Annotated in this window: 20 protein-coding genes and 1 tRNA gene; 10 read left to right on the forward strand and 11 right to left on the reverse strand. The window is 37.7% G+C overall.

Annotation, left to right across the window (positions count from 1 at the left end):
• Position 1 precedes the first annotated feature (1 nt).
• The 5 genes from IPO27_06825 to IPO27_06845 all read right to left on the reverse strand — a co-directional run bounded on the left by IPO27_06825 (position 2) and on the right by IPO27_06845 (position 4,241).
• Positions 2-436 carry a nitrous oxide reductase accessory protein NosL gene (locus IPO27_06825; protein MBK8846287.1) on the reverse strand — a complete coding sequence of 145 codons (435 nt, stop codon included), beginning with the start codon at positions 434-436 and terminating at the stop codon, positions 2-4.
• Positions 433-1,005 carry a hypothetical protein gene (locus IPO27_06830; GenBank protein MBK8846288.1) on the reverse strand — a complete coding sequence of 191 codons (573 nt, stop codon included), beginning with the start codon at positions 1,003-1,005 and terminating at the stop codon, positions 433-435. The genes IPO27_06825 and IPO27_06830 overlap by 4 nt, the downstream gene beginning before the upstream one ends.
• A gap of 15 nt (positions 1,006-1,020) precedes the next feature.
• Positions 1,021-1,593, reverse strand: coding sequence for a fasciclin domain-containing protein (locus tag IPO27_06835; protein ID MBK8846289.1), 573 nt, complete (start codon positions 1,591-1,593; stop codon positions 1,021-1,023).
• A 108-nt stretch (positions 1,594-1,701) separates the two neighbouring features.
• The gene (gene nosZ / locus IPO27_06840) at positions 1,702-3,690 is read right to left on the reverse strand and encodes a Sec-dependent nitrous-oxide reductase (GenBank protein ID MBK8846290.1); all 1,989 of its coding nucleotides are present in this window, start codon (positions 3,688-3,690) and stop codon (positions 1,702-1,704) included.
• Between the two features lie 44 nt (positions 3,691-3,734).
• Positions 3,735-4,241 carry a cytochrome c gene (locus IPO27_06845; protein MBK8846291.1) on the reverse strand — a complete coding sequence of 169 codons (507 nt, stop codon included), beginning with the start codon at positions 4,239-4,241 and terminating at the stop codon, positions 3,735-3,737.
• A gap of 187 nt (positions 4,242-4,428) precedes the next feature.
• Here IPO27_06845 and IPO27_06850 point away from each other — a divergent pair, with 187 nt between their 5' ends.
• The gene (locus IPO27_06850) at positions 4,429-4,803 is read left to right on the forward strand and encodes an Rrf2 family transcriptional regulator (protein MBK8846292.1); all 375 of its coding nucleotides are present in this window, start codon (positions 4,429-4,431) and stop codon (positions 4,801-4,803) included.
• 45 nt (positions 4,804-4,848) lie between these two features.
• Positions 4,849-5,319: a DUF1801 domain-containing protein gene (locus tag IPO27_06855; GenBank protein ID MBK8846293.1), complete on the forward strand. Its 471-nt coding sequence runs from the start codon at positions 4,849-4,851 to the stop codon at positions 5,317-5,319.
• Between the two features lie 345 nt (positions 5,320-5,664).
• Here IPO27_06855 and IPO27_06860 read toward each other — a convergent pair whose 3' ends face one another.
• The 5 genes from IPO27_06860 to IPO27_06880 all read right to left on the reverse strand — a co-directional run bounded on the left by IPO27_06860 (position 5,665) and on the right by IPO27_06880 (position 12,280).
• Positions 5,665-6,939, reverse strand: a complete 1,275-nt coding sequence (locus IPO27_06860; GenBank protein MBK8846294.1) for a hypothetical protein — start codon at positions 6,937-6,939, stop codon at positions 5,665-5,667.
• A 555-nt stretch (positions 6,940-7,494) separates the two neighbouring features.
• On the reverse strand, positions 7,495-9,069 hold the full coding sequence (locus IPO27_06865; GenBank protein MBK8846295.1) for a T9SS type A sorting domain-containing protein: 1,575 nt from the start codon (positions 9,067-9,069) through the stop codon (positions 7,495-7,497).
• On the reverse strand, positions 9,021-9,887 hold the full coding sequence (locus IPO27_06870) for an SBBP repeat-containing protein (protein MBK8846296.1): 867 nt from the start codon (positions 9,885-9,887) through the stop codon (positions 9,021-9,023). Before IPO27_06870 ends, IPO27_06865 begins: the two co-directional genes overlap by 49 nt.
• Positions 9,888-9,982: 95 nt before the next feature.
• On the reverse strand, positions 9,983-10,684 hold the full coding sequence (locus tag IPO27_06875; protein MBK8846297.1) for a T9SS type A sorting domain-containing protein: 702 nt from the start codon (positions 10,682-10,684) through the stop codon (positions 9,983-9,985).
• Positions 10,685-10,864: 180 nt separating this feature from the next.
• Positions 10,865-12,280 (reverse strand): SBBP repeat-containing protein, encoded by a 1,416-nt coding sequence (locus IPO27_06880; GenBank protein ID MBK8846298.1) that lies wholly within the window; start codon positions 12,278-12,280, stop codon positions 10,865-10,867.
• 572 nt (positions 12,281-12,852) lie between these two features.
• Between IPO27_06880 and IPO27_06885 the strand changes: the two genes are divergently transcribed.
• Positions 12,853-13,146 carry a rhodanese-like domain-containing protein gene (locus IPO27_06885; GenBank protein MBK8846299.1) on the forward strand — a complete coding sequence of 98 codons (294 nt, stop codon included), beginning with the start codon at positions 12,853-12,855 and terminating at the stop codon, positions 13,144-13,146.
• A 422-nt stretch (positions 13,147-13,568) separates the two neighbouring features.
• Entirely contained in the window at positions 13,569-14,048 is a 480-nt protein-coding gene (locus IPO27_06890; GenBank protein MBK8846300.1) for a hypothetical protein, read from the forward strand.
• Positions 14,049-14,108: 60 nt separating this feature from the next.
• Here IPO27_06890 and IPO27_06895 read toward each other — a convergent pair whose 3' ends face one another.
• Positions 14,109-16,004 carry an ATP-binding cassette domain-containing protein gene (locus IPO27_06895; GenBank protein ID MBK8846301.1) on the reverse strand — a complete coding sequence of 632 codons (1,896 nt, stop codon included), beginning with the start codon at positions 16,002-16,004 and terminating at the stop codon, positions 14,109-14,111.
• Between the two features lie 411 nt (positions 16,005-16,415).
• Here IPO27_06895 and IPO27_06900 point away from each other — a divergent pair, with 411 nt between their 5' ends.
• From IPO27_06900 to IPO27_06925, 6 genes are all read left to right on the forward strand, one after another.
• Complete coding sequence (locus tag IPO27_06900; protein MBK8846302.1) at positions 16,416-18,095, forward strand: hypothetical protein; 1,680 nt, start codon at positions 16,416-16,418, stop codon at positions 18,093-18,095.
• A 133-nt stretch (positions 18,096-18,228) separates the two neighbouring features.
• Positions 18,229-20,250, forward strand: coding sequence for an ATP-binding protein (locus tag IPO27_06905; GenBank protein MBK8846303.1), 2,022 nt, complete (start codon positions 18,229-18,231; stop codon positions 20,248-20,250).
• Positions 20,251-20,344: 94 nt separating this feature from the next.
• The gene (locus tag IPO27_06910; GenBank protein ID MBK8846304.1) at positions 20,345-20,578 is read left to right on the forward strand and encodes a hypothetical protein; all 234 of its coding nucleotides are present in this window, start codon (positions 20,345-20,347) and stop codon (positions 20,576-20,578) included.
• Between the two features lie 35 nt (positions 20,579-20,613).
• Entirely contained in the window at positions 20,614-21,126 is a 513-nt protein-coding gene (locus IPO27_06915; GenBank protein MBK8846305.1) for a hypothetical protein, read from the forward strand.
• Positions 21,127-21,298: 172 nt separating this feature from the next.
• Positions 21,299-21,386: transfer RNA gene (locus IPO27_06920), tRNA-Ser, on the forward strand.
• 21 nt (positions 21,387-21,407) lie between these two features.
• Positions 21,408-23,279 carry a hypothetical protein gene (locus IPO27_06925; protein MBK8846306.1) on the forward strand — a complete coding sequence of 624 codons (1,872 nt, stop codon included), beginning with the start codon at positions 21,408-21,410 and terminating at the stop codon, positions 23,277-23,279.
• Positions 23,280-23,309 lie beyond the last annotated feature (30 nt).

Here is a 23,309-nt window from a genome sequence, read left to right on the forward strand (position 1 = left end):
ATTACTCAATGGTCTTTATAACATCGCTCCACGTTAGTACAGATGTTTCGTTTGGAAATGTGCGCTTGAGGTCTTCGCTATTTTTAAAACAGGCAACCCTACTATTCATAGGCGAGCGAATTTTTTCGCTTAGGGCATAGCTGGCATTTTCTGCATCAATCAGATTTTTGCTATCAAGATAGTCAACTACAAGTTTGCGGCTTAGCTGAATCGATTTGTTATCAGCTTCATTCATCCAATTAATCATACAATTGATATCATCATAGGTATAGATGCGACCTTTTTCGGTTATTACTTCCGCTCCGAATTTAATATCGGCAATGGGCATTTTACAAAACATACATACATCCTTACCTGCTACCAATGGTACAGGTTTCGTATTGCACGACCCTAATATTAATGCGATCAGTATTAAAAACAAATTGGACTTATTCATTTTTTTTGAATTTTTTCTATTACCCATACCACCCCTATTATAAACACCACACTTATTATTATATATCCTCCTACATCAGGCATAGAGTATGCATCAAAATTAAGTAATTGCTTATGACCAAGTATAGGCGGTTGGTATATCAACCCCGGAATTTTAATTGGCGCCTCCGGATTAAGATTATGTCCATATTCATAGCCCCATTGATAGAAATCGTAAATAGCTAATACACCACCAATAGCCGATACGATTAAATAACTAAAATGCAGTTTGCGGTTACCGGTTATGGCAATAAGCAATCCATAAACTATAAATACGGCAAGAACGTATACAAGGTATGTAAACTCCGGAAACATTTCGGCACTTATTTTATTCATGCCTATGTAATGATTCAAGCCATTAATAATATCCACATCACCTGTAAGTTTGTTGAGCCATATTTTCATGACCAATCCCTCGGGATATTGTGGGGCAAATAAATCAATGCGCCACACCGCAAAGAAATAAGCAGGAATAAGGCAAAGCGATACTACTGCGATAATTACTCGCGAATGCATTTTTAGTTTAGTCATTTTTTTAAAATCTTTTTACTTTGCGGCAGGAGGTAACAAAACAGCATCGATAACATGAATGATGCCGTTGGATGCAGGTACCGAAGCAATGATGTTTGCAGAATTATTCACCATTACCTTACCGTCTTTTACTGATAGGGTGATGTCGTTTAGGTTTGCCTGATTAATGGTTTGTCCATCCTGCATCATTTCTGTTTTAAACACACCAACCGAAACATGGTATTCAAGAATATTTTGCAGCTGCGATTTATTCTCTGGTTTCATAAGGTTATCAAGTGTCTCCTTAGGTATCTTGGCAAAAGCTTCATTGGTTGGAGCAAAAACGGTAAATGGCCCTGCGTTACTCAGGTCATTTACATATTCCGCTTGCTGCAAAGCAGCAACCAGGGTAGTATGATCTTTGGAGCCTACAGCAATTTTTACGATATCTTTTTGTGATACATCATCAACTACAGCTTCCTGCCCTCCGGCTGTGGTTGCTTGACTTTCGGCAGCAGGAGCCGATGATGTGGAATCTGCTGCTTGCTCATTACAGGATATAAAGCCACCAAGTAATGTGGCAATTACTATTACTTTTATTGATTTCATTTTAATGTTGATTTTTTTTGCTGGCTGCCATCAGATTAAAATAATACCTGATGACAGCATTGCATTTAGTTTAACTTATAATAAGACTTGAATATTTTTATTACTTGATTATTTAGCTGCTTCGGGAGCTGGTGCAGCTTTTTTACCTGTGCTGAATGTGAGTGGTATGTTGGCTCCTGCCGGACTTACCCTTATGTAACCTTGCATTTCCTGATGCAAGGCCGAGCAGAAGTCGGTACAATACATTGGGAAAACACCTATTCTGTCAGGTCTCCAAGCTAATGTTTGTGTTTCGCCAGGCATAATTAGCAACTCTGCATTGTTAGCACCTTTAACTGCAAAACCATGCGGCACATCCCAATCTTGTTCAAGGTTGGTAACATGGAAGTAAACCACATCGCCCATTTTTACTCCTTCTATATTATCAGGTACAAAGTGCGAGCGGATTGATGTCATATAAACATGAACTTCGTTTCCTTTGCGCTCAACCTTTGCTTCTTTTTCGCCTTTAGCAACATATGGATGAGCATTTTCTTCAATCCTATAAATCTTGGTTGAGTTTTTTGATAACAGCTCAGCAGGAATTGCTTCGGCATAGTGTGGTTCACCTATGGTTGGAAAATCTAAAATGAGTTTCATTTTTTCTCCGCTAATATCGTATAACTGTGCACTTTGTGCTAACTCGGGACCTGTAGGCAAGTAGCGGTCTTTAGTTATTTTGTTATACGCTATCATATATTTGCCCCATGGCTTTTTGGTTGGTCCACCAGGAACACACAAGTGACCAACGGAGTAATATGTTGGAACACGATCAACCACAGACAAGTCACTCAACTTCCATTTTACAACCTCTGACGAAACAAAGAAAGACGTATAGGCATTTCCATCCGCATCGAATTCAGTATGAAGAGGTCCCAAACCTGGTTTCTTCACTTCGCCATGTAACACGGCATCGTATTTTAATACTGGAATTCCTTCATAGTCGCCATCAAAGTTTTTTGCAGCTATAGCAGCTTGAATTTTGGTAAAAGAAAATACCGGAATTATGGCGGCAAGTTTTCCGCTTCCAACTATGTATTCACCTGTTGGGTCAGTATCGCATCCATGTGGCGATTTTGGACATGGCATAAAGTAAACCATATCAGGGCAATCTTTGGGGTCAAGCATAATTACTTCCTTCTCCATAGTAGATGTTGCAGAATGTGTTTTTTCATCATACACATTATGAGCATAGGATACATCTTTCTTTACTCCTTTACCAGATTTTACATATTCCTCTGCTTTTTTCCAGTTTACAGCCATTACAAAGTCTTTGTCTTTTTGTGTAGAGTTAACCTCAAGTAAGGTATTAGCCCTTTCTGAATTGTAACAACTAAAGAAGAACCAGCCATGCGATTTTCCTTTACCCGCACGAGCTAAATCGAAATTTACACCGGGTAAAAGAATTTGAAAGGCAATACCCATGCGTCCACTTTCCTTATCTACATTTATGAAACTAACGGTACCTCTGAAGTTTTCTTTATACGTATCTATTGCTACATCTCTGTTATTATCCATAGGAACGCTAAAACGGGTGCCTGCAACCACATACTCTGTGTTTTCGGTAATAAATGGCGAAGAGTGATTTCCTCCGCTATTAGGTATTTCGATAATCTCAACTGTGCGAAACGTTTTTAAATCTATGCGCGCTACACGTGGTGTATTGTTGGCATTGCCAAATGCCCATTTGCCATCATGTATACCATCGGTAGTAGAAAGTGCCGGGTGATGCAAATCGTCCCAAGGCACAAAACCATGCGAGGTATTTAACATGGGCTTGGTTTCTTCGGTATAACCATACCCTTTTTCGGGGTCAACAGAAAATACAGGAATGGCTCTGAACAAGCGTCCCGATGGTATCCCATACACGGTCATTTGTCCGCTGAAACCGCCAGAAACAAAATTGTAAAACTCATCGTATTTGCCGGGGGCAACAAACGACTTTATAGCTGCATCGCCCGATGTTGCAGACGATACATTTTTTGGTTTGCACGAAGGCAAATAAATTGATGCCATCAACAAGACTATTGCCGACATCATTAATTTTGATTTAATCATCATTTTACAAGAACTTTTTTGTTATTAATTATTGAATTTAGAATTTACTTAACGCCATCATTTTCTCGCATATATTCATAAACGCTACGAGCATCATCATCTGTTAAGCTCTGATTAGGCATACGCACCAAGCACTCTTCAAGCATGCCTTTGGCTATCGCATCTTTATCGAGCATCTCATCAGGATTAGTGCTAAAGTTCATTACCCATTCGGCTGTTCTTCGTTGGGTAACATCTTTCCATCCGGGGCCTACCAACTTTTCATCGTTAAGCCTATGGCACGATGCGCATTTTACATCATATACTTCTTTTCCTATAGTAGCCATCTTAACATCAAGTGTTGGCGACAACTCAACTTTGGTAAACTTACCAATGCCCTTAGCATCTTTTGATTCGGTCGAAACCTCAGCCGGGGCGGCATTCTCTGTTGATGCTGTACCGGATGCCTCTTCATTTTTTTGCCTTATTGGTGTAGAACAACTGTAAATGGCAATACCAAGTACAATAAGCAAACTGGCCTTAGTGATTTTGTTTTTGATTTTGCGGGACATAGCTTTATTATTTTAGAGTTTAAGTGTTGGCAAAGTAACAGCGTTTTTCAATTCGGACATATATGTCCGATATGAGATTTATCAGTTCTTACTATGACATTTATTGTGTGTTTATTGCGAATACAACTCGGCCCTTATATACTTTTGCAGCATGTTTTCGAAGTCGTGTGAATATGCATTAAGAATAATGGTCTTTCTTATTAATGAAAGCAATAGTGCTAAGCAGTTGCCGGTAAGTGTTATTGCAAGGGCGGTAAAATCGCCTGCTGCTTATACTTCTAAAATATTACAGAAACTGAACCATGCCAAATTAATTTTGAGTACCAAAGGGCACTTAGGTGGTTACTACATATTGGATGAGCGTAAGAATGAAATATTCCTTCGCGATGTAATTAAAGTAATTGATGGTGAACAGATATTCAGTGTTTGTGTGCTGGGATTTCCGAAATGCTCCGATTCAAAACCTTGTGCATTGCATCATACATTTAAACACCTGCGCGATGATTTGAGAAACAAAATTGCTGTTACAAAAATTATTGATCTTATGTTAGAGAATCCTTAAAACAAACTCTTTAAAATCATACATTTGTTTTTAAAAAGTACTCGTATGAAACAAGAAGGCAAAACAGTAAATGAAATCTTATTAAACGTACCTCCCGATCGTATTGAGCCATTTAATATGCTGCACAAGGTAATTGTAAAAAATCTTCCTAAGGGATTTGAGCCAGGCATTAGCTATGGTGGACTCGGCTATGTTATCCCACACAAACTATATCCTGCTGGTTACCATTGTAAACCTGCAGAGCCATTGCCTTTTGCAGGTATAGCATCTCAAAAAGGATCTATCAATTTTTATCACATGGGGATATATGTCAATCGTGAATTACTAAATTGGTTTGTAAAAGAATTTCCAAAACACACCAGGCAAAAACTGGACATGGGCAAGAGCTGCATACGATTTAAAAAGTTGGACGATATACCATACAAACTGATTGGCGAATTAATGAAAAAGATGAGTGCCACAGAGTGGATTGATCTTTATGAAAAAAATCTTTTGCCCCAACCAAAGAAGAAGTAAGGGTTGCTTAAAATTTAATTTAAGTATCGTTGCAAAAAAAAATGTTGGTATTGACTTACAATAATTGCCACGAATACACGGATGGGCACGGATAATTTTTATTGCTATTTTTCTCATTCGTGTATATTAGTGCATCCGTGGCAACAAATACAATTGCCACTAATACACGAATGGGCACGGATAATTTTTGTTGCTCTTTTCCTCATTCGTGTTTAATGGTGCATCCGTGGCAAAAAATACTGTTGCCACTAATACACGAATGGGCACGAATAATTTTTGTTGCTCTTTTCCTCATTCGTGTTTATTAGTGCATCCGTGGCTGAAGAATAAAATGGAAATTCTAATTTACCCTACTCCAAGATTAGATAAAATGCTATCAATTTTTCCTTTTTGTTCTTCGTACGAACTTTCGGCAAAGGCATCACCAGTAGCTGTTGCAAATTCTTTGGCTTTTGCTTCATATGCATCTTGCTTTTGCTTATCACCTTTATAATTATATGCTTCGGCAATGGTGTATAAAATCCATACTGCATCATTACGTTCTTTAAAATTTTCTGAAGCTTCAAGCGCGAGCGATACTTTTAAAACTTTATTACGCATAGAGTCAGCATCTGTTTTAGCATCTTCCCATTCGTCATTGCCTTTACCCTTTAATACCGATGCTTTATTGTAGAGCATAAATGCAGCATTTATTCCATTATAATAATCCTGTACAAGACTAAACCCCCGGTCGTAATACCAGACAGATTCTTCAAGATATTTTAAGTCATTATTGATTTCAAAAATTCGTTTGTTGATGGCACCACTTAATCCAAGAATCTCGGCATCGGTAGTATCCTTAGGTCCAAGCGGATCAAGTATGGCCATGGCCTTAGCTAAGACAAACAGGTCGTTCGATTTAGATTTATAGGTACACAGGGCACGCCTGCATTCAATAAATGGAAGGTCGCTTTTGGGGGCAAGGTTTTTTTCGGTGTACTCTTTGGCTTTATCATATAGTGAAATGGCAAGCGCCCAATCCTTCTTTTTCTTAGCTTCTTCAGCTCTATTCATAATCGATGAAAAAGGTTCAAGAGGTGGCTCATTACTTTTTTTATCAAATAAATTTCCTGTCTCGGGAAACAGAATATCCTGCACGGGACTATCAGATGATAGCAAGTTATTTTCAAGATTCTCAACAAGTTTCTTAAGCTCTGCCTTGAAACGATCGGCTTCGGCATCCGTGATGCCTTCGGGGTTGTGTTCATATCCCAATATAACATGATGGCTTACATCAAATGGTGGGCTTGGCCTTAAGTGTGCCCAATCAGAAATTAGGATCGTGTGATTTTTGCGAAGGGCATGACGCACACCTAATTCCCACAACGCATTTGCGTTGAGGCATGTAATGTCACATATCACAATATCCGATTCATTTATTGCCTTTATCATAACCTGGTCTATACTCCCTGTTACATTCATATCGCAGGCACGCTGGCATTTAATTCCAAGCTCATCAAACACAGGCTTAATGAGTTTGGTATAGGTTTGATTTAAATCGAGCGATCGCACTACGCCCGTTGCATAACTTGGCTTTACTCCAAAACCAATTACAACAAAACAAAAATTATAGTCCTTCATTACTAAGAATTATTAATGGTGATGATTAAAATAATTATTCAAGGTTAGCATGAATCCATGATGGATTCAACTTTAAACGGTTCATTTTTTTTCAAATGTAATTTTTAATTTGAAAACAAACCGGATGCATCAAATATTTTGCTTAAGGCCCTTTTTTGCTGATAATGTCTTCGCATGATAATTCATGTCATTTTTGGTTTAAGACAAATGAAAATTAAAAGAGCGCATTTCAATGGAGGTAGATATGTTGCTCATCGCACAACAACTTATTGTGACTATTAAAAAAAGCTCAAACAAAAAAACATTCGATTTTGACTAATTAAATTATTGAACTGCTTGAACAAAATGATTGAGCCAAGGTATGCTTTTAGTTAGCTTGACAATAACAATCAAAACAGGGTAGTTAGCTTAGTCAAATAAATTAACCCTTCTTCTTTTTATGATATGATTTCTATCATCCTAATTAGTGATTCGACTGATTAGTTAAAAACCATCCTGCTGAAACTATCTTCAACAGGATGGTGTGTATTAATGCTTGCGTTAACATTGCACAGCTTACTCTTTTACAAAATTTTTGCGGCTTATACTATTAGCAGTTTCTACTAACAACAGATACATGCCATTGCTAAAGTTGGATACATCAAGTTGCTCTTCGTAAATTCCATCGGTAGCACTCAGCTGTTTTTGATATACAACTTGTCCCACTGTATTTACCACTTTCAAATTGGCCATTTCGTCTTCGGCTTCGAAGTTAACGGTGAGTGTATATGTTGCTGGGTTTGGAAATAGATTTAATGCAACTGCTTCATTCGTAAAGTTTGTTTCGGTAATAATTTCGCCAACTCGCAATGCCGTTGTTTTGAATGATGATTTGGGGGAGTAAGCAATGGTGTTTTGTGTGGTTGGCCAACCAGGACATTTAGTGCCCACTCTCCATTCGTAGGTAGTATTTGGTAGCAAACCGGTTATGCTTATGGTACCGGTGTTACCATTTGTATTCCTTGCATACCAGAAGGTTGTGCCCACCGGACGGAACTGAACACGATACCCTTCGGCACAATTAACTACATTCCATGTTAAATCTACACTTTGGGCAGCAACGTTTGATGCCTGAAAACCTGACGAGGGCGCACGGCATTTTATGTTTCTGAAGAAGGTAATTTGACAGCATAAACCATCAGATACTTTTACAGTATACTTGCCGGGTATAAGGTTAGAGAAAGTATATTCTAAAGTGCCGGGGCTCAAATCAATAAACGTTACAAGATTAGCATCTTTATATAATTCAATGTGTGGATAGAAGTTATAAACGCCATTGCCACGTTTTACTTTTATGGTTCCATTATTACAGCCAGCATTTGAAACATTGGTTGCAAATGCCCCCGGGTTGATGTTGCAGGTGATGTTGGCGCATGGATCAGTAATTGTGTCATTACTAAGCTTTGCAATGAATATGTCCGATGGACCTTTATTTGTAATGATTGTAGCACCAAATGTAATTGAAGCAGCCGAATATGGACTTATGAGATAAGCGTTCTTATTATCATCAACAGTAATGCCGCTGCCATAAAATCCGTAAGGCCCCGAGTTTCCATTTTTAATAGACTTCGCCCAAACAAAATTTCCTGAACTGTTTAACTTGGAAACAAAAATATCGTATCCGGAACTTACAGTTAGATTGAATACTCCAACACCGGGATCAAAATCAGCAGTGCCTTGAAAAACCCCACTAGTGTAAGCGTTTCCTGATGAATCAACATCAATGGAAAGTCCAATGTCTTGTCCCGAACTCCCTATTGATTTTGCCCAAACAAAATTTCCTAAAGCATCTAACTTTAAAACATAAATATCATCTGAACCTTTTGAAGTTAAATGGAACACACCTGTACCAGGATCAAAATCAAAAGTACCCCCAAATTGGCCGGTTGAGTAAACGTTTCCAGATTTATCAACAGCTATACCTATTCCATTTCCAGGAGATGGAGAACGTCCAATTGATTTAGCCCAAACCAAATTGCCGGAGCTATCAATTTTTAGTATAAAACAATCATAACTATACGCAGCTGTTAGATTAAATACTCCTACATTAGGATCAAAATCAACGGTGCCGTAAAACCACCTGTAATACAAATATTACCTGATCCATCGGATCTCATATCCAATGCCTGTTCATAATTTGTACTGCCAATATGTTTTGCCCAAACGAAATTGCCGGCATTATCTAATTTGGAAATAAAAATATCAAACCACACCCCTGACTGAGTTAAATTGTAAAGCCCAGGGCCGGGATCAAAATCTGATGTGCCAGCAAATCGCCCGCTTGTATAAACATTATTATTTGCATCCAAAGCAATTGAATTGGCTAGGTCCTGAGCAGTGCCACCCATTTTTCTTGCCCAAATAAAATTGCCTTGATTGCCAACCTTTGCAACATAAATATCTATACTTCCTGCTGATGTTAAATTATATACAGAAGGTGATGGGTCAAAGTCGGCTGTGCCACTAAAATAGCCTGTTGTGTAAATATTTCCTGATGCATCAAGGACAATACATCTCCCTGCAACCCAATCTGTACCATCATCTCCGGTTCCGCCCATTCTTATTGCCCAAACGAAATTGCCTAAACTGTCGAACTTTGAAATAAATATATCATAGCTTCCGGCTGATGTTAAATTGAACACCCCTACTCCCGGATCAAAATCAACGGTTCCGTTAAAATTACCTGTCGTATATATATTTCCAGAATCGTCAACAGCAATTGACCCGCCTCTGTCATCTCCTGTTCCTCCTATTCCTTTTGCCCATTGCCAATCGGGCGCTTGTGCATTTACTTTATCAGAAACAAAAAAGACTAATGAAATAAGTATAGCCAAGAAGCAAAGTATTGATTTTCCCAAATGCGTGGAAACTTTGCTTTTTGAATCTGCATCTGTAATTACGTTTAACATTTTTGTTTTGATTTAAATGTTTTGATTTAATATGATTTAATAAAGGGGCAGTTCTAAAAACTCATTTTAAGAACTGCCCTATTTTTATTTTGATTTTATTCCTTTACAAACTTCCCTCTGCTAACTCCATTCTCAGTTTCAACAACCAAAAAATAAATACCGTTGATGAATCTGCTTACATCAAGTTGCTCTTCGTAAATTCCGTCATCACCTATCAATTGTTTTTCAAAAACAGTTTGTCCCATTGTATTAATCACTTTCAAAACAGCAGTTGAATTTCCTGTTTCAAAGTTTACGGTGATTATTTTTGATGCCGGATTGGGTTTGATAATAATGTCAAACAATTCAGTAAAATAAGCATCCTGAAGTTGACCGGATTTTAAAGCTGCAGTTGCAAATAGTTGATTGACAGAAGGGCCATACACAGGGAATGATAAAGCACCAATGCACTTGGTGGCCACGTGCCACTCATAAGTGGTATTTGGCTGTAGTAGGTAGAGATTTTTTTTGCCAATGTTTGAATTTATGCTCGTAGTGGTCCAAGTAGTATCTCCCAGTTTGCGGTATTGCACCCGATAACCAATGGCACAATTTACTATATCCCAGTTAAGCCTTGCGCTTGTTGTTGTGATATTGGTGGTTACAAAGCCAGATGATGGAGGCGCGCATTTTACGTAAGCAACAAAAACCTTTTCACAGCAGTTATTATCAAACACCTTTACCGTATAGCTACCAGGCTTCAGATTAGAGAATGTGTGTTTTTTTGCATTTACGCCTAAGTCTACTGAACTTATCATAGAATTAGTTGAGTCGTATAATTCAAGATGAGGAAATGCCTGAAAAGTGCCATTAAAATCACTTTAATTGAACCGTCATTGCAATCAAAATTTGATACTCGGGTTGTAACAAGTACTGGGTTGAAATTACAAACAAAAGTACTGCAAGACTGCTCACTTAGCTTGGCAATAAAAACATCATTATTGCCCTGATTGGTTAAAGTAGTAGTTCCAAAAAATCAAATTGGGTGAACTAAAATAGCCAGTTATAAATACATCCCCACTTGTATTTGTACAAACACTATGACCTACATCAGAATCAATACCGCCAACACCTTTTGCCCAAAGCACATTTCCACTTGCACTGTATTTTGTAATAAATATATCATTACTTCCTGCATTAGATAAAGTAGTTGTTCCAAAGGTGATGGTTGGACTAGCAAAATAGCCGCTAACAAATGCATTCCCACTTGTATCAGTTGCAACACTATAGCCAATTTCGCCAGCTGTGCCCCCAGCACCCTTTGCCCAAAGCACATTTCCATTTGGATTATATTTTGTTATAAAAATATCAAGGCTATTTACGCCTGTCTTCGTTAAAGTCGTAGTTCCAAATTTGATTGTAGGACTACCGAAATACCCTGTCATAAAGACATTTCCGCTTGCATCGGTAGCAACACTGATGCCAATATCGTATTTAGTGCCGCCTGCGCGCTTAGCCCAAAGCACATTTCCGCTTGAATCATATTTAGCTATAAAAATATCAGTGATGCCTCCCTTTGTTAATGTCGTAGCGCCAAAGGTGATGGTAGGGCTATCAAAGGGGCCTGTAATAAATATATTCCCATTCGCATCGGTAGCAACACAATAACCTCGATCATCACCAGTGCCGCCTTCACTCTTGGCCCAAAGCACATTTCCGCTTGAATCATATTTTACAATAAAGATATCTAGATCTCCTGCACCAGTCAGAGGCGTAGTTCCAAAAGTGATTTGGTAAGAAAATAATCCAGTAATAAATACATTTCCACTTATATCTGTGCTAACACTTAAGCTCTGATCAGACCAATTACCTCCAGCGCTCTTAGCCCAAATCACATTTCCATTTGAATCATATTTTGTTAAAAAAATATCAAAACCGCTTGTGCCTACATTTGTTAAAGTAGTTGTACCAAACGTTATAGTAGGTCCCACAAATACGCCTGTAATAAATATATTTCCGCTAAAATCGGTTGCAACACTATTACTGTAGCTGTAACTGGAAGAAGTGCCGCCTGCGCTCTTAGCCCAAATGAAATTGCCTGAATTGTCGTACTTGGAAATAAAAATATCAGAACTCCCTGTTGACGTTAAATTAAATACACCAACACCCGGATCGAAATCAACGGTTCCGCTAAAAGTACCAGTCGTATATATATTTCCTGTTTTATCAACGGCAATGGAGTAGCTCAAGTCACCTCCTGTTCCTCCTATTCCCTTTGCCCATTGCCAGTCAGGCGCTTGTGCATTTGCACCTGCAAATGCTAATAGCACTAAGGCTATCGTAAATACGTAGCAGTATTTTACCACTCCCGGTAAAAAACGTGCCTCTCTGGTGTTTGACAGATTTAAATTCATTTGGTTAAGTTTTAAAATTATGCCGCAAAGGTCACTATACGCTGGTCCTTACACAATGATGCAACAGGCTTAACAATATGATTCATTTCATAGGAATTGTCCTTTTTATGTAGTACCTCTATAAGTTTATTACATGGGTAATTTGGTTGTTTTTATCTCCATGCAAGCAACTGTTTCAACCCTTGCAATTCATTTACTAATACTCGCAACTGGCTTTAAGTAAACTACTACCAACAAGTTGCTTTAGTCTTAATACTTTTTAAAAGTGTATGAATACTTGAGCGCCAAAAAGCTTCTCAACAAAATACTTTTTCCACCTGTTTCATCTTGACCTTTCCTTCATGTTTTAAAAAAAAGATTTGACTGACTGGACCTCGTTTTTTATGTAAAACATTTGTTGGTAATATGACCGCTATACTTAAACTAATAATTTACTTGCCTTCATAAAAACGATTTCTTGAAAGTAGCATCTTGAAAAAACTAAATGATATCTATCATATTTTGAAATTATTTCCATTAGCTTTACGGTTTCATTGGCCTTTTACTTTTGAAAAAATTAAAAAAAATATTTTATGCATATAGATGATATATTAAAAAGCGAAACGCATACTATACTAGATGTTCGCTCTAAGGAAGAGTTTGAACAAGGGCATGTTGAAGGAGCAATAAATATTCCGGTAGAAGAGGTAGTAAATGAAATAGAACGCATAAGCCAAATGCCTCACCCGATAGTGCTTTGCTGCGAATCGGGCAGGCGAAGCCGGCAAGCACATATCTATCTTTCGCAACACGGTATTGTCAATACATTTAATGGCCCCACCTGGCTCGAGATACACGATATAAAAATAAAAAATAATAAGGCGTAATACTTTTATACCCTTATGTAATAATGGTGGTAAGGGCTACTGCAGCTACATCTGTTTGCATCGGGCAACCACTTATGTATATCATGCGCAATCATTTTCTTTTTCTGTTAATAGGTTTAAGAAAAATATGGCTTTGCAGAGCCGGGCATTGTGAGTGGTTAAACTTGTGTGTTTCTTATACCATCTGCTTAAGATAAGAGGCGCGTTGAAATCAATATCTTTTTTATTTCATTAATGACATGGCTTTGCACATTAACTTTGCTACGATTAGTTTGCACTGATTATTTTTTATTATAAAGTAGAAAGTAATTTTAACGAACGTTAGAAAACCGTTACTCCCTAACTAATCATATTGCTCCAGATAAAAACCGAGCGCAATTTTACCACGGCCCAAAAAAATTTTTATGTAAACCGATAAAAGCATGTTACGCGATTTGCCCCCCGATCAGAAATTAAAATTTAAGTATAAACTAAAACAACATGGTATAGCCATGCTTGTGCAGCGGCTTGAAACGGCCTTGCTCGCCATGCAGAATGCGCAGGACTCTGCTAACAACGATACTAAGAGTACGGTTGGCGACAAGCATGAAACCACAAGGGCCATGGGCCATTTAGACAACGAGATGAACGCAAGGCAAATGGAAGAAGCCCAGCACGAATTGGCTTTTTTAAACTCGATTAATGTTTCGGAAATTTATAAGCAGGCAACAATTGGTGCAGTAGTGGTATGCCGGCATGCCATGTTCTTTATAGCCTCAGGTATAGGAACCCAACAAGTAGCTGAGGAAAAAATAATTTTCATTTCGCCTAAAGCACCCTTGTCAATGCAACTATTAAATAAAAGAAAAGGAGAAAGGTTTACATTCAACGGGGTTGACTTTATAATTGAAGAAGTGTTTTGAAAAAAAAGTATTTGCGAAAAAAAATGGAACCGATTTCTTTTTAAAAAATGTACGGTTATGCTATGCTCCATTCGGAGCATATTCAAACTGCATCTCGCTTAACTTACGATATAGACCTTTGGTATTGGCAAGCAACTCATCGTGCGTTCCTGTTTCAACAACAATGCCTCTGTCGAGCACCACAATTTTATTGGCATTGCGAATGGTAGATAATCGATGTGCTATAACAAACGAAGTGCGGTTTTTCATCAGTCGCTCAAGGGCATCTTGCACCAGTGCTTCGCTTTCACTGTCGAGCGAACTTGTGGCTTCGTCAAGAATTAGAATGGCCGGATTTTTTAAAATAGCTCTTGCAATAGCAATGCGTTGCCTTTGCCCTCCCGAAAGTTTTATTCCGCGTTCGCCAACAATGGTATCGTAACCTTCGGGAAAACGATTGATAAATTCATCGGCATTTGCTTTAGATGCTGCATCCATAATTTCTGCATCGGTAGCATCGGGTTTACCATAGGCGATGTTTTCCTTTATGCTTCCACCAAAAAGAATTACATCCTGTGGTACAAAGGCCGTCTGCTTTCGCAATTGCGAAAGCGGAAAGGTGGTGGCATTGCGCTCATCAAAAAATATGCTGCCGCTTTGTGGTTCGTAAAAGCGTAACAACAAAGAAGCAATGGTGCTTTTGCCTGCACCGCTTGGCCCTACCACAGCAATTTGTTCACCAGCACGTACGGTAAGGGTTACATCACGCAACACGGTTACATCGGGCCTCGAGGGATAACTGAAAGCGGCATGTTGAAAACGCACTTGGCCCTTTAATTTATATTCGGGCATTACCGGATCATTGTTCATGTCTACCTCTTCGCCTTGCATGCGCAGTATTTCGCGCACACTTTGTGTTGCGCCCAATGTTTTTTGCAACTGGCTAAACATGTCGGCAAAGCCGGCAAACGTTCCACCCACAAAAACAGAAAAAATAACAAACATGGTTAGCAAGCCCGGGGTAAGCTCTCCGGCTTTTATCATATTGGCACCGCACCACATTACAAAAGCAATGGTGCCAAACACGCTGAATATCATGAACGAAATAAAGGCACCACGGTAACGTGCATTACGTATGGCTGTTTCAACCACCGATAAAACACTTTTGCTGTAACGTGCAGTTTCAAAAAACTCGCTCGTAAATGCTTTTACTATGCTGATGCCCTGAAATGTTTCCTGCACAATGGTGCCACTTTCGGCAAGTTGATCCTGCGCCTTCTTACTCATCTTGCGTATGTACTTGCCAATAACCACAGCCAGTATGGCAATTACAGGAACTACCGATAGCATAATAAGCGCTAACTTAGCACTTATCCAGAAAATAAATGCCAGCCCTATGATCAAGGTAAATATGCCTCGCAAAAATTCGGCAAGTGTAAACGATATTGCATCCTGAATTTGCGAAAGGTCGGAGGATATGCGGCTACTTAATTCGCCTACTCTTTTTTCGGTGAAAAAACTCATCGGCATGCTTAGCAGTTTGCGGTACACATCTTTGCGCATATCGGCAAGTGCTTTTTCGCCAACCTCGGTAAGCAAATAAACGCGCATAAATGAAAAAAGCATTTGTATAGTGAGTTGTACAAATATTAAAATGACAAGCGTGTTTAAGCTCCATGAAATATGGCGAAGCCCGCTTGCCCCTGCAGGGGCAGCAATAGCAGTAAGCGATGGATTATTAATTACTGTAGCAGCACCCGGCACAGCAGCATCTATCATCTTGCCCAATAAAAAAGGGAATGCACTAGTGCTGAAGGCTGATAGTGCGATGCATATAAGCGCCCAAATAAATTTGGTGCGGTATGGTTTTAAATAAGTGAAAAGAAAAAGCGATTGCCTTAGGTTCTCCTGATTTATTTTTGCTTTTGTTGGTTCATCGGTTGATGCACCGTTACTATTATAGTTTGGACGAGCCATGTTTTGTTTTCGAAAATAAGATTGCTAAAGTAGAAGAATGTATTGAGAGGACGAATGAGAATGGAAAAGATTTTAATTAAGTGCCTTAACACAGAATACCTATCTGCTAATTCCTTATGTACATTCCATCTAATTAAGTGATTTAGGTTAAAATTTATTTTAAGAGGAACTAAACAAATATGTACTATTGTTGTGCGAATTTTAATTCATTAGCCAAAGCTATGATTTACGATTGCGCTGCTTGCCCTTAGTTAATGCATTACGATTAGACCACCTTGCTTCTATTCTGAATTTGTCCTGTTGCTTGTATGAGGCTGCTTGGGTAGTGTGTTACACAATAATTATAAACCTGTGAACGCGCATTTTGTTTTATGAGAAGATAATGACCATGTAAAAACCTATTGTTAATTTATGAATACCATAAAAATATTTGTTGCTTCCTCGTCCGAACTTAAGGATGACCGTAACCTGTTTCGCGATTTTATCAGTAAGGAAAATGATCGCCTGCATAAGCAGGGTATTTATCTCGAACTTGTTCAATGGGAAAATTTTCTGGATACCATTTCGGACACGCGTTTGCAGGATGAATATAATAATGCCATCAGGGAGTGTGATATAGTAGTATGTTTGTTTTTTACTAAAGTTGGAAAATATTCGGCCGAAGAGTTTGATACTGCTTACCAGATTTTTAAGGATAAAGGCAAACCAAAAATATGGACCTATTTTAAAAATGCCCAAATTAATACGGGTGCCATTACCGATGAAATTAATACGTTGCTGGCGTTTAAGAAAAAACTTGGAGAACTAAATCATTTCTATACCGAATATACAAACATTGATAACCTTATAAACAAATACAGAAGTCAGCTTGATTTGTTTCTGCCAAAATTTGTAAGTCAGCCAATTCTGAAAACACCAATTGAAGAGACGCCTGTAAAAAACACGTTCAATGAGATTTTTCCGGGGCGATTAATTGAAGCCATTAGACCATACAATAAAAAAGCAAACGAATTTTTAAACGCTAATAGCAACTGGCAAAATAATGCCGATTTGGTTACTCAGGTAAAACGAATTGTGATTTCGGGTTTTGTTGGTGCTATCGGAATCCAATTAAGAAAGTTAGGCGCAATAGGTGAAGAAAAATATTCGGAAAGCAAGATGAAACGATATCTTGAAAATTGTCTGCTTACTGCCAAAAGAGGAATGCAACTTATTTGTTTTTCGCTTATTTCAACATTGTGGGATAAGCAAAAGCAAAACCATTACAAATTATCGCAGGCACAAATTGGCACGCTAAATAAATTATTTAAAACGGCTGTTGAAGAATCGATTACTGATTATGCTGAACTACTAAGAACACTTACCGAAATTTTTTCGACAAATAATTTAGTGTTCCCTATTCCTCAACTAAGCGAACTGCAAACTAAACTCAATACAGACAGTTCCTTAATAAATGCATGTGTCAATCTAAATGCAATTACAGACCTTATAAAACAAGGAACCTACACCGTTGATGATTGCACTGCTGCTGAAAGTAATTTGGTAATTGTATTAGAAAATCTGAGTTTTTTGGCTGAGTATAAAATCATCTCTATTAAAGATATTGATTATGCCATACAAAGAAATGACAAGGAAGGTCTTTATTTACATAATTACACATTGCTAGATGGTGAAAGCCAGGCAAACAATAACAGTCAGGCCCGCGTAAAAAGAGAAAGCACACCGGTCATCTCCTATTCGGTTTTGTTATGTAAAGAAAACCTCCGTCAAAATATAAACCTTGATCCTTTTGTTATTGATTTCAATTCGCTTGGCTTAACCGGAGGTTCTAAGATTTGCTTCTTTTCTTTTTGTGATACGTATGGCGACCAAAGTTTAAATTACAGTTTTATTGAGGATACCAGTAAAATAACTATCAGGAAATCAAAAAATCAAAAACCTGATGAAAAAGATACAATAGCGCTTAATAAATGGTTAGCCAATAACGATAACAAAAAAGATATGAATTTTGATAATGTGATAAACTTGTTTGACGATGCAAAAAGAACGTTAACCGGGGCAGAAGAAACAATAACTGATGACGAATTATAACAACAGCTAAATACTATTTTAAAAAGCAATAATCATGACGGCTACGTATCCCTTTAAGTTTTTGAACTCCTACGACAAAGATGACAGCAACATCTTTTTTGGTCGCGATGAAGAAATAAATGAACTGTATGAAATGGTTTTTCAATCATCGGTTATTTTGGTTTACGGTGCTTCGGGTACAGGAAAAACAAGTCTTATAAACTGCGGATTAGCAAGCAAATTTCAACCCCACGATTGGCTGGCATTAATGATACGCAGAGGTGCCAATATAAATGACTCTTTAGAAAAAATACTTCATAGCGAAGGCGGGCAACTTTCAAGCATTGCAAGCGATGCTTCGTACCATGATGAATGGTCTGACGATTCGCCAAACTCTGCAAAAGAGTTAAGCAAAATATCGCAATCAATAAAAGCTGTATACCAAAAAACCTTCAGACCTATTTACTTAATATTTGATCAATTTGAAGAGCTTTTTATTCTTGGTACTGACAGTGAGATGCAAACGTTCATAAAAACGATTCAAGAAATATTAGCATCAGACCAGCCTGTAAAAATAATTTTTGCTATCCGTGAGGAATATCTTGGTTACCTGTTTGAATTTGAACGGGCGGTACCACAACTCATGAGAAAAAAGTTGCGTATCGAACCCATGAATTTTGAAAAAGTAAAACAAGTAATCTTAGGCGCCTCTACTTACGAAAATTCAAATGTAAGGCTCAAGCCGGGCGAAGAAGATCAGCTTGCAAGAGGAATATTTGAGAAGATAAAAGGTAAAGGAAAATCACTAACAATACAGTTACCATTTCTTCAGGTTTTTTTAGATAAATTTTATCTAAAAATAACGGGGGATGAAAGCCGCACTGCACAAGCAGTTTTTACCATGCAGGTATTAAATGAAATGGGAGAGATTGGCGATATCCTTATCAATTTTCTTGATGAGCAGGTAACTAGTATTTCTAAAAATCTCAAATCGCACTATCCTGATTTAACACAGGATATGATTTGGAGAATGTTGTCACCTTTTTCAACCATTGAGGGAACCAAAGAGCCCATTGGCAAACAAGGTTTATATGAAAGGCTTACAGGGGTAAACCCAAAACTTATAGATGAACTAATTACAGCCTTTACCAACAGCCGTATACTTCGTTACAATGATGCTACTGATATGTATGAGATTGCACATGATGCGCTGGCAAAGCCCATTTCAGAAAAGCGAAGCGTTGAAGAAAAAATGTTGCTTGAAGTGAAGCGATTGATAAAAAGCCAGGTGGCGGTTAAGGCAGAAGGAAGGGAGTATTTTACCGAAAGACAATTAATCTTTATAGAATCTTATTTGGACAAGATAAAAATCAGTAACGAGGAAACAGATTGGATTAGCAAGAGCAAAAATTATAATTTGGAGCAGAAAGAAGAACAGTTAAAAAAGCAGCAAGATGATTTGGCAAAACGAAAAATGCAACGTGTTTTAAGTTTAAGTTTAGTGTTTTTATTGCTTGTGATAGCTGGAACAATTACTGTGGCAATAAAAATTTCCAATCAAAGTGATGAAATTAGCAAACAAAAAACAGAAATAGAAGAGGCTCTTAATAAAGCCAAACAAGCGCTTGCATTAGAACGTCAAAATAAAATACTTACAGCTAAAGCTGCTAATGATTCTTTGGAGATTCAAAAAAAATCATTAGCGAGTTATGGAATTTCACAAAATAAAATAAACACGCTTACTGAATCTGAATTAGATATAATATCAGATCTTAATCAACAAATTTATTTGTTGACCAGTAAAATAGATAAATCCTTCACTATTCAGTATTTTCCAAAATTAGATGATGAGGACAAAGCCTTTCTGATTTTAAAAGAGCTTGGTTATAAATTGGAAATTAAAGAAGTAAAAGATAACATGAAAAATATTGCAACAAATTGTATTTGGATAGGTTCTAATGTAAACGATAACGTGGATAATGTAAAGTTAGTTGCCTTTTGCTTAATGAGAGCCGGTATTAAGTTAAAAGCTATTAAACTATTTGAAAGCCCTGATGGGCCCAAAGCAAATTTAATACAGGTAGGTGCAAGCGCTGGGAGTTTAGCAAATCCTGATATGTCTATAGAAATAATTAATAGTGCAAAAAAGTTTGATAGCAATGGCATAGCTAAGTAATTGAGTTTAATCAAAAAAATATAAGGCTTATAGAAACCCGCCCAAGCCGAAAAGCGGATTATAAACAGAGTAGGCAATTTAAAAAACAATATGAATGGCTACAGAAAGAATATTTAATTGTGTTGCTTCTCAAGATGTGCATCATGACTGGAATTTAGCAAAGGCACAAGCACTAGGTTATTTGCCAAAAAAAATTGCTCTTCCTAAAAATGTTGATTTGCGCAGGCCATGGTGGAATATAGGTAATCAGGGTGCCACCGGAAGTTGCGTTGGATGGGCAACTGCCAGCGCATTGCTTCGTTATCACTTTACTAAAGCGAAAAAATAAAAACCACAGATAAAATTTCGGTACGCTTTATTTGGATGGCCAGTAAAGAAATGGATGAGTACATATCCTATCCTACCACCTTTATTGAAGATGCCGGCACAAGTTTAAAAACTGCACTGAAAACTGCACGTAAATTTGGCGCATTAAAAGCCGACCTGCTTCCGTTTAAAGGAAAAATGGTTACCCTTCAAGAGTCAAAGTATTTGAAAACAGCAGGAAAATTAAAAGTGAAGGCATATTTTAATCTTGCAAAAACTAAAAAAAACAAACTGGAAATGTTTAAAGCATGGATCCACTATCGTGGCCCTATCTTGACGTTTCTCAATTGCGATGAATCTTGGTTTCAGATAAAAAAAGATGGGAAGCTGGAAAAATATATCAAGAATAATTATCAGCAAGGGCACGCTGTATCTATTGTAGGTTATACCCCCACCCATTTTATAATACGCAATAGTTGGGGAGAACGCTGGGGCGACAAAGGTTTTGCTTATGCTACCTATGCCTACACCGAAAAAGCATTTAACGAAGCTTATGGCATTGTTGTTTAATTCATGATTTTGCTCTTGCTTTTTTAAAATATAGAGAAGTTAATTTTACGGTTTACATAGTCCCATTTTTTTCGCGTCAGTCACTCTGCAAAAAAAAAGTATCGAATTCATGATGCTAAAAAAGATACCTTTTTTAGAAGTAAAAAACAATATACTTGCATCATTAAAAAAAGGAGACTTGTCCGAGTGGTTGAAGGAGCACGCCTGGAAAGTGTGTATACCCCAAAAGGGTATCGAGGGTTCGAATCCCTCAGTCTCCGCAAAGTTGCGCGTTACCGAGTATGAAGGCTAACCACAAAAAACATCTTGCCCAAGTAGCACCATCATTGCAAGCAAACCAATCAGCACATTTGCCCTGGTATTTGCAATCGCGTTTTCAATATATCATAATCGCTTTGGTTTGTTTTGCTATTTATGGTATTACGATTATGCACGAGTATGCATTGGATGATTTTATTGTAATCGGCAAAAATGCTTTTACGCAAAAAGGGTTTGCCGGAATAAAAGACATACTGCGCCTCGACACTTTTGCCGGAATGACCGAAGGCAATATACAGGTGCTAGCAGGCGGGCGCTACAGGCCGCTTTCGGTAGTTACCTTTGCTATGGAACATAGTCTGTTTGCCGGTAACCCTCACATTGCTCACTTTATAAATATCTTGTTGTATGCACTTACCTGTATCCTATTGCTTCAATTGCTTAAGCAATTGATTTTTCCGCAGCATCAACTTGTTGCTTTTGCCTCTGCTTTACTTTTTGCTGTGCATCCACTTCATACCGAATCAGTAGCCAACGTTAAAGGTCGCGATGATATACTGTGTTTGTTACTTTTTCTCGCCTCTGCCAATTTTCTCTTTAGCCATTTTGAAACTAGAAAAATCCTTCCTCTTATCTTTTCCGTTTTATTCTATTTCCTCTCCTGCATGAGCAAGGAGTTTGGAGTGGTGTTGCTTTTTGCCTTTCCGTTATTGTTTGGAATGTTCTATTTCAAGAATAATTTTTTTCATCCCGTGTATATCATTCACCTGTTGGCTATGCTTTGTTTTATTGTGATGCGGCAAGCAGCTATAGCAGGCAATGGAGGCACAGTAAGCAACGATGTTTTTAATAATCCGTTTTATGGTTTGTCTTTTTCTGAAAAATATGGAACACTTTTTTATACCTGGTTGTTATATTTCAAAAATCTCTTCCTTCCTCTTAACCTTAGCTACGATTATAATTATGCGCAAATACCTTATGTATCACTTACTAATTTGTTTAGCATTGTTTCCATACTTGCGCATATCTTGCTGGTAATAGCGGCTATCTATTTTTACAAAAAACAGAATGCATTTACTGCTGGCGTCATTTTCTATTTCCTCACTTTCGGAATTGTTTCCAATTTAGTATTCAATATTGGAGCGCCTTATGCTGATAGGTTTATGTTTATTCCCTCGGTTGGTTTTGTAATTGTTGTTGCTGCACTTTATCTGTTCTTAAAAGAGAAATTGCCCACCAGATTTTCACTAAGCAAGTATGCAATCGTTTTTGCCTTTTTAATAATGTTAACAGCTACTGTATATGCTGCTAACCGCTGCCGGGTATGGAAAGATAATGACACCTTGTTTTTGGCCGATTATCACAACGCGCCTAATAGCGTAAAGGTAGTATTGAACGCTGGTCTAGCTACCTTAAACAAACTAAACTCAACCACCGATAGCGCTGCGGTGCTCGAACAGGCAAAGTATTATTTTCAACAAGGGGCGGCCATGAAACCTGATTTTGCCGATGGAAATTTTAATATGGGCGTAATTTATAATTGGCAAAATAAAACCGATAGTGCCATTTACTGGTGGAAAAAAGTATTGCAACACCATCCCACGCATGCAAAATGCAACGAGTATTTGAATGCTTATGCATTGCCCATACTTAACAAAGGGTTGCAATTTGGCATTACTCAACAATATGATTCTTCCATTTATTATATCAACAAGAGCATTGATATTTATGATCGCAATGCAAATGCCTGGGCTAACTTAGGGGGAGCTTATTACACTATAAAAAATTACAAGGCGGCAGGAGATGCTTGGTCAAGAGCTATTCAACTTGATGCAAATAATAAAGATGCAAACGATGGGATAAGGTTTTTGAGAGCTAATAAATTGTTGGAGTAGTTGCATTATTATTTTTTGTAAAGCTTAAGT

This window comes from Bacteroidota bacterium, assembly GCA_016714535.1.
Classification (GTDB): Bacteria; Bacteroidota; Bacteroidia; order AKYH767-A; family OLB10; genus JADKFV01.

Excerpts from the sequence above, each read along its gene's own strand:
- IPO27_06895 (MBK8846301.1), bottom strand. The coding sequence starts at position 16,004 with ATGGCTCGTCCAAACTATAATAGTAACGGTGCATCAACCGATGAACCA.
- IPO27_06880 (MBK8846298.1), bottom strand. The coding sequence starts at position 12,280 with ATGAATTTAAATCTGTCAAACACCAGAGAGGCACGTTTTTTACCGGGA.
- IPO27_06890 (MBK8846300.1), top strand. The coding sequence starts at position 13,569 with ATGTTACGCGATTTGCCCCCCGATCAGAAATTAAAATTTAAGTATAAA.
- IPO27_06860 (MBK8846294.1), bottom strand. The coding sequence starts at position 6,939 with ATGAAGGACTATAATTTTTGTTTTGTTGTAATTGGTTTTGGAGTAAAG.
- IPO27_06875 (MBK8846297.1), bottom strand. The coding sequence starts at position 10,684 with ATGATAAGTTCAGTAGACTTAGGCGTAAATGCAAAAAAACACACATTC.
- IPO27_06870 (MBK8846296.1), bottom strand. The coding sequence starts at position 9,887 with ATGTTAAACGTAATTACAGATGCAGATTCAAAAAGCAAAGTTTCCACG.
- IPO27_06885 (MBK8846299.1), top strand. The coding sequence starts at position 12,853 with ATGCATATAGATGATATATTAAAAAGCGAAACGCATACTATACTAGAT.
- IPO27_06835 (MBK8846289.1), bottom strand. The coding sequence starts at position 1,593 with ATGAAATCAATAAAAGTAATAGTAATTGCCACATTACTTGGTGGCTTT.
- IPO27_06850 (MBK8846292.1), top strand. The coding sequence starts at position 4,429 with ATGGTCTTTCTTATTAATGAAAGCAATAGTGCTAAGCAGTTGCCGGTA.
- IPO27_06900 (MBK8846302.1), top strand. The coding sequence starts at position 16,416 with ATGAATACCATAAAAATATTTGTTGCTTCCTCGTCCGAACTTAAGGAT.
- nosZ (MBK8846290.1), bottom strand. The coding sequence starts at position 3,690 with ATGATTAAATCAAAATTAATGATGTCGGCAATAGTCTTGTTGATGGCA.
- IPO27_06845 (MBK8846291.1), bottom strand. The coding sequence starts at position 4,241 with ATGTCCCGCAAAATCAAAAACAAAATCACTAAGGCCAGTTTGCTTATT.
- IPO27_06925 (MBK8846306.1), top strand. The coding sequence starts at position 21,408 with ATGAAGGCTAACCACAAAAAACATCTTGCCCAAGTAGCACCATCATTG.
- IPO27_06825 (MBK8846287.1), bottom strand. The coding sequence starts at position 436 with ATGAATAAGTCCAATTTGTTTTTAATACTGATCGCATTAATATTAGGG.
- IPO27_06910 (MBK8846304.1), top strand. The coding sequence starts at position 20,345 with ATGGCTACAGAAAGAATATTTAATTGTGTTGCTTCTCAAGATGTGCAT.
- IPO27_06905 (MBK8846303.1), top strand. The coding sequence starts at position 18,229 with ATGGTTTTTCAATCATCGGTTATTTTGGTTTACGGTGCTTCGGGTACA.
- IPO27_06915 (MBK8846305.1), top strand. The coding sequence starts at position 20,614 with ATGGCCAGTAAAGAAATGGATGAGTACATATCCTATCCTACCACCTTT.
- IPO27_06855 (MBK8846293.1), top strand. The coding sequence starts at position 4,849 with ATGAAACAAGAAGGCAAAACAGTAAATGAAATCTTATTAAACGTACCT.
- IPO27_06830 (MBK8846288.1), bottom strand. The coding sequence starts at position 1,005 with ATGACTAAACTAAAAATGCATTCGCGAGTAATTATCGCAGTAGTATCG.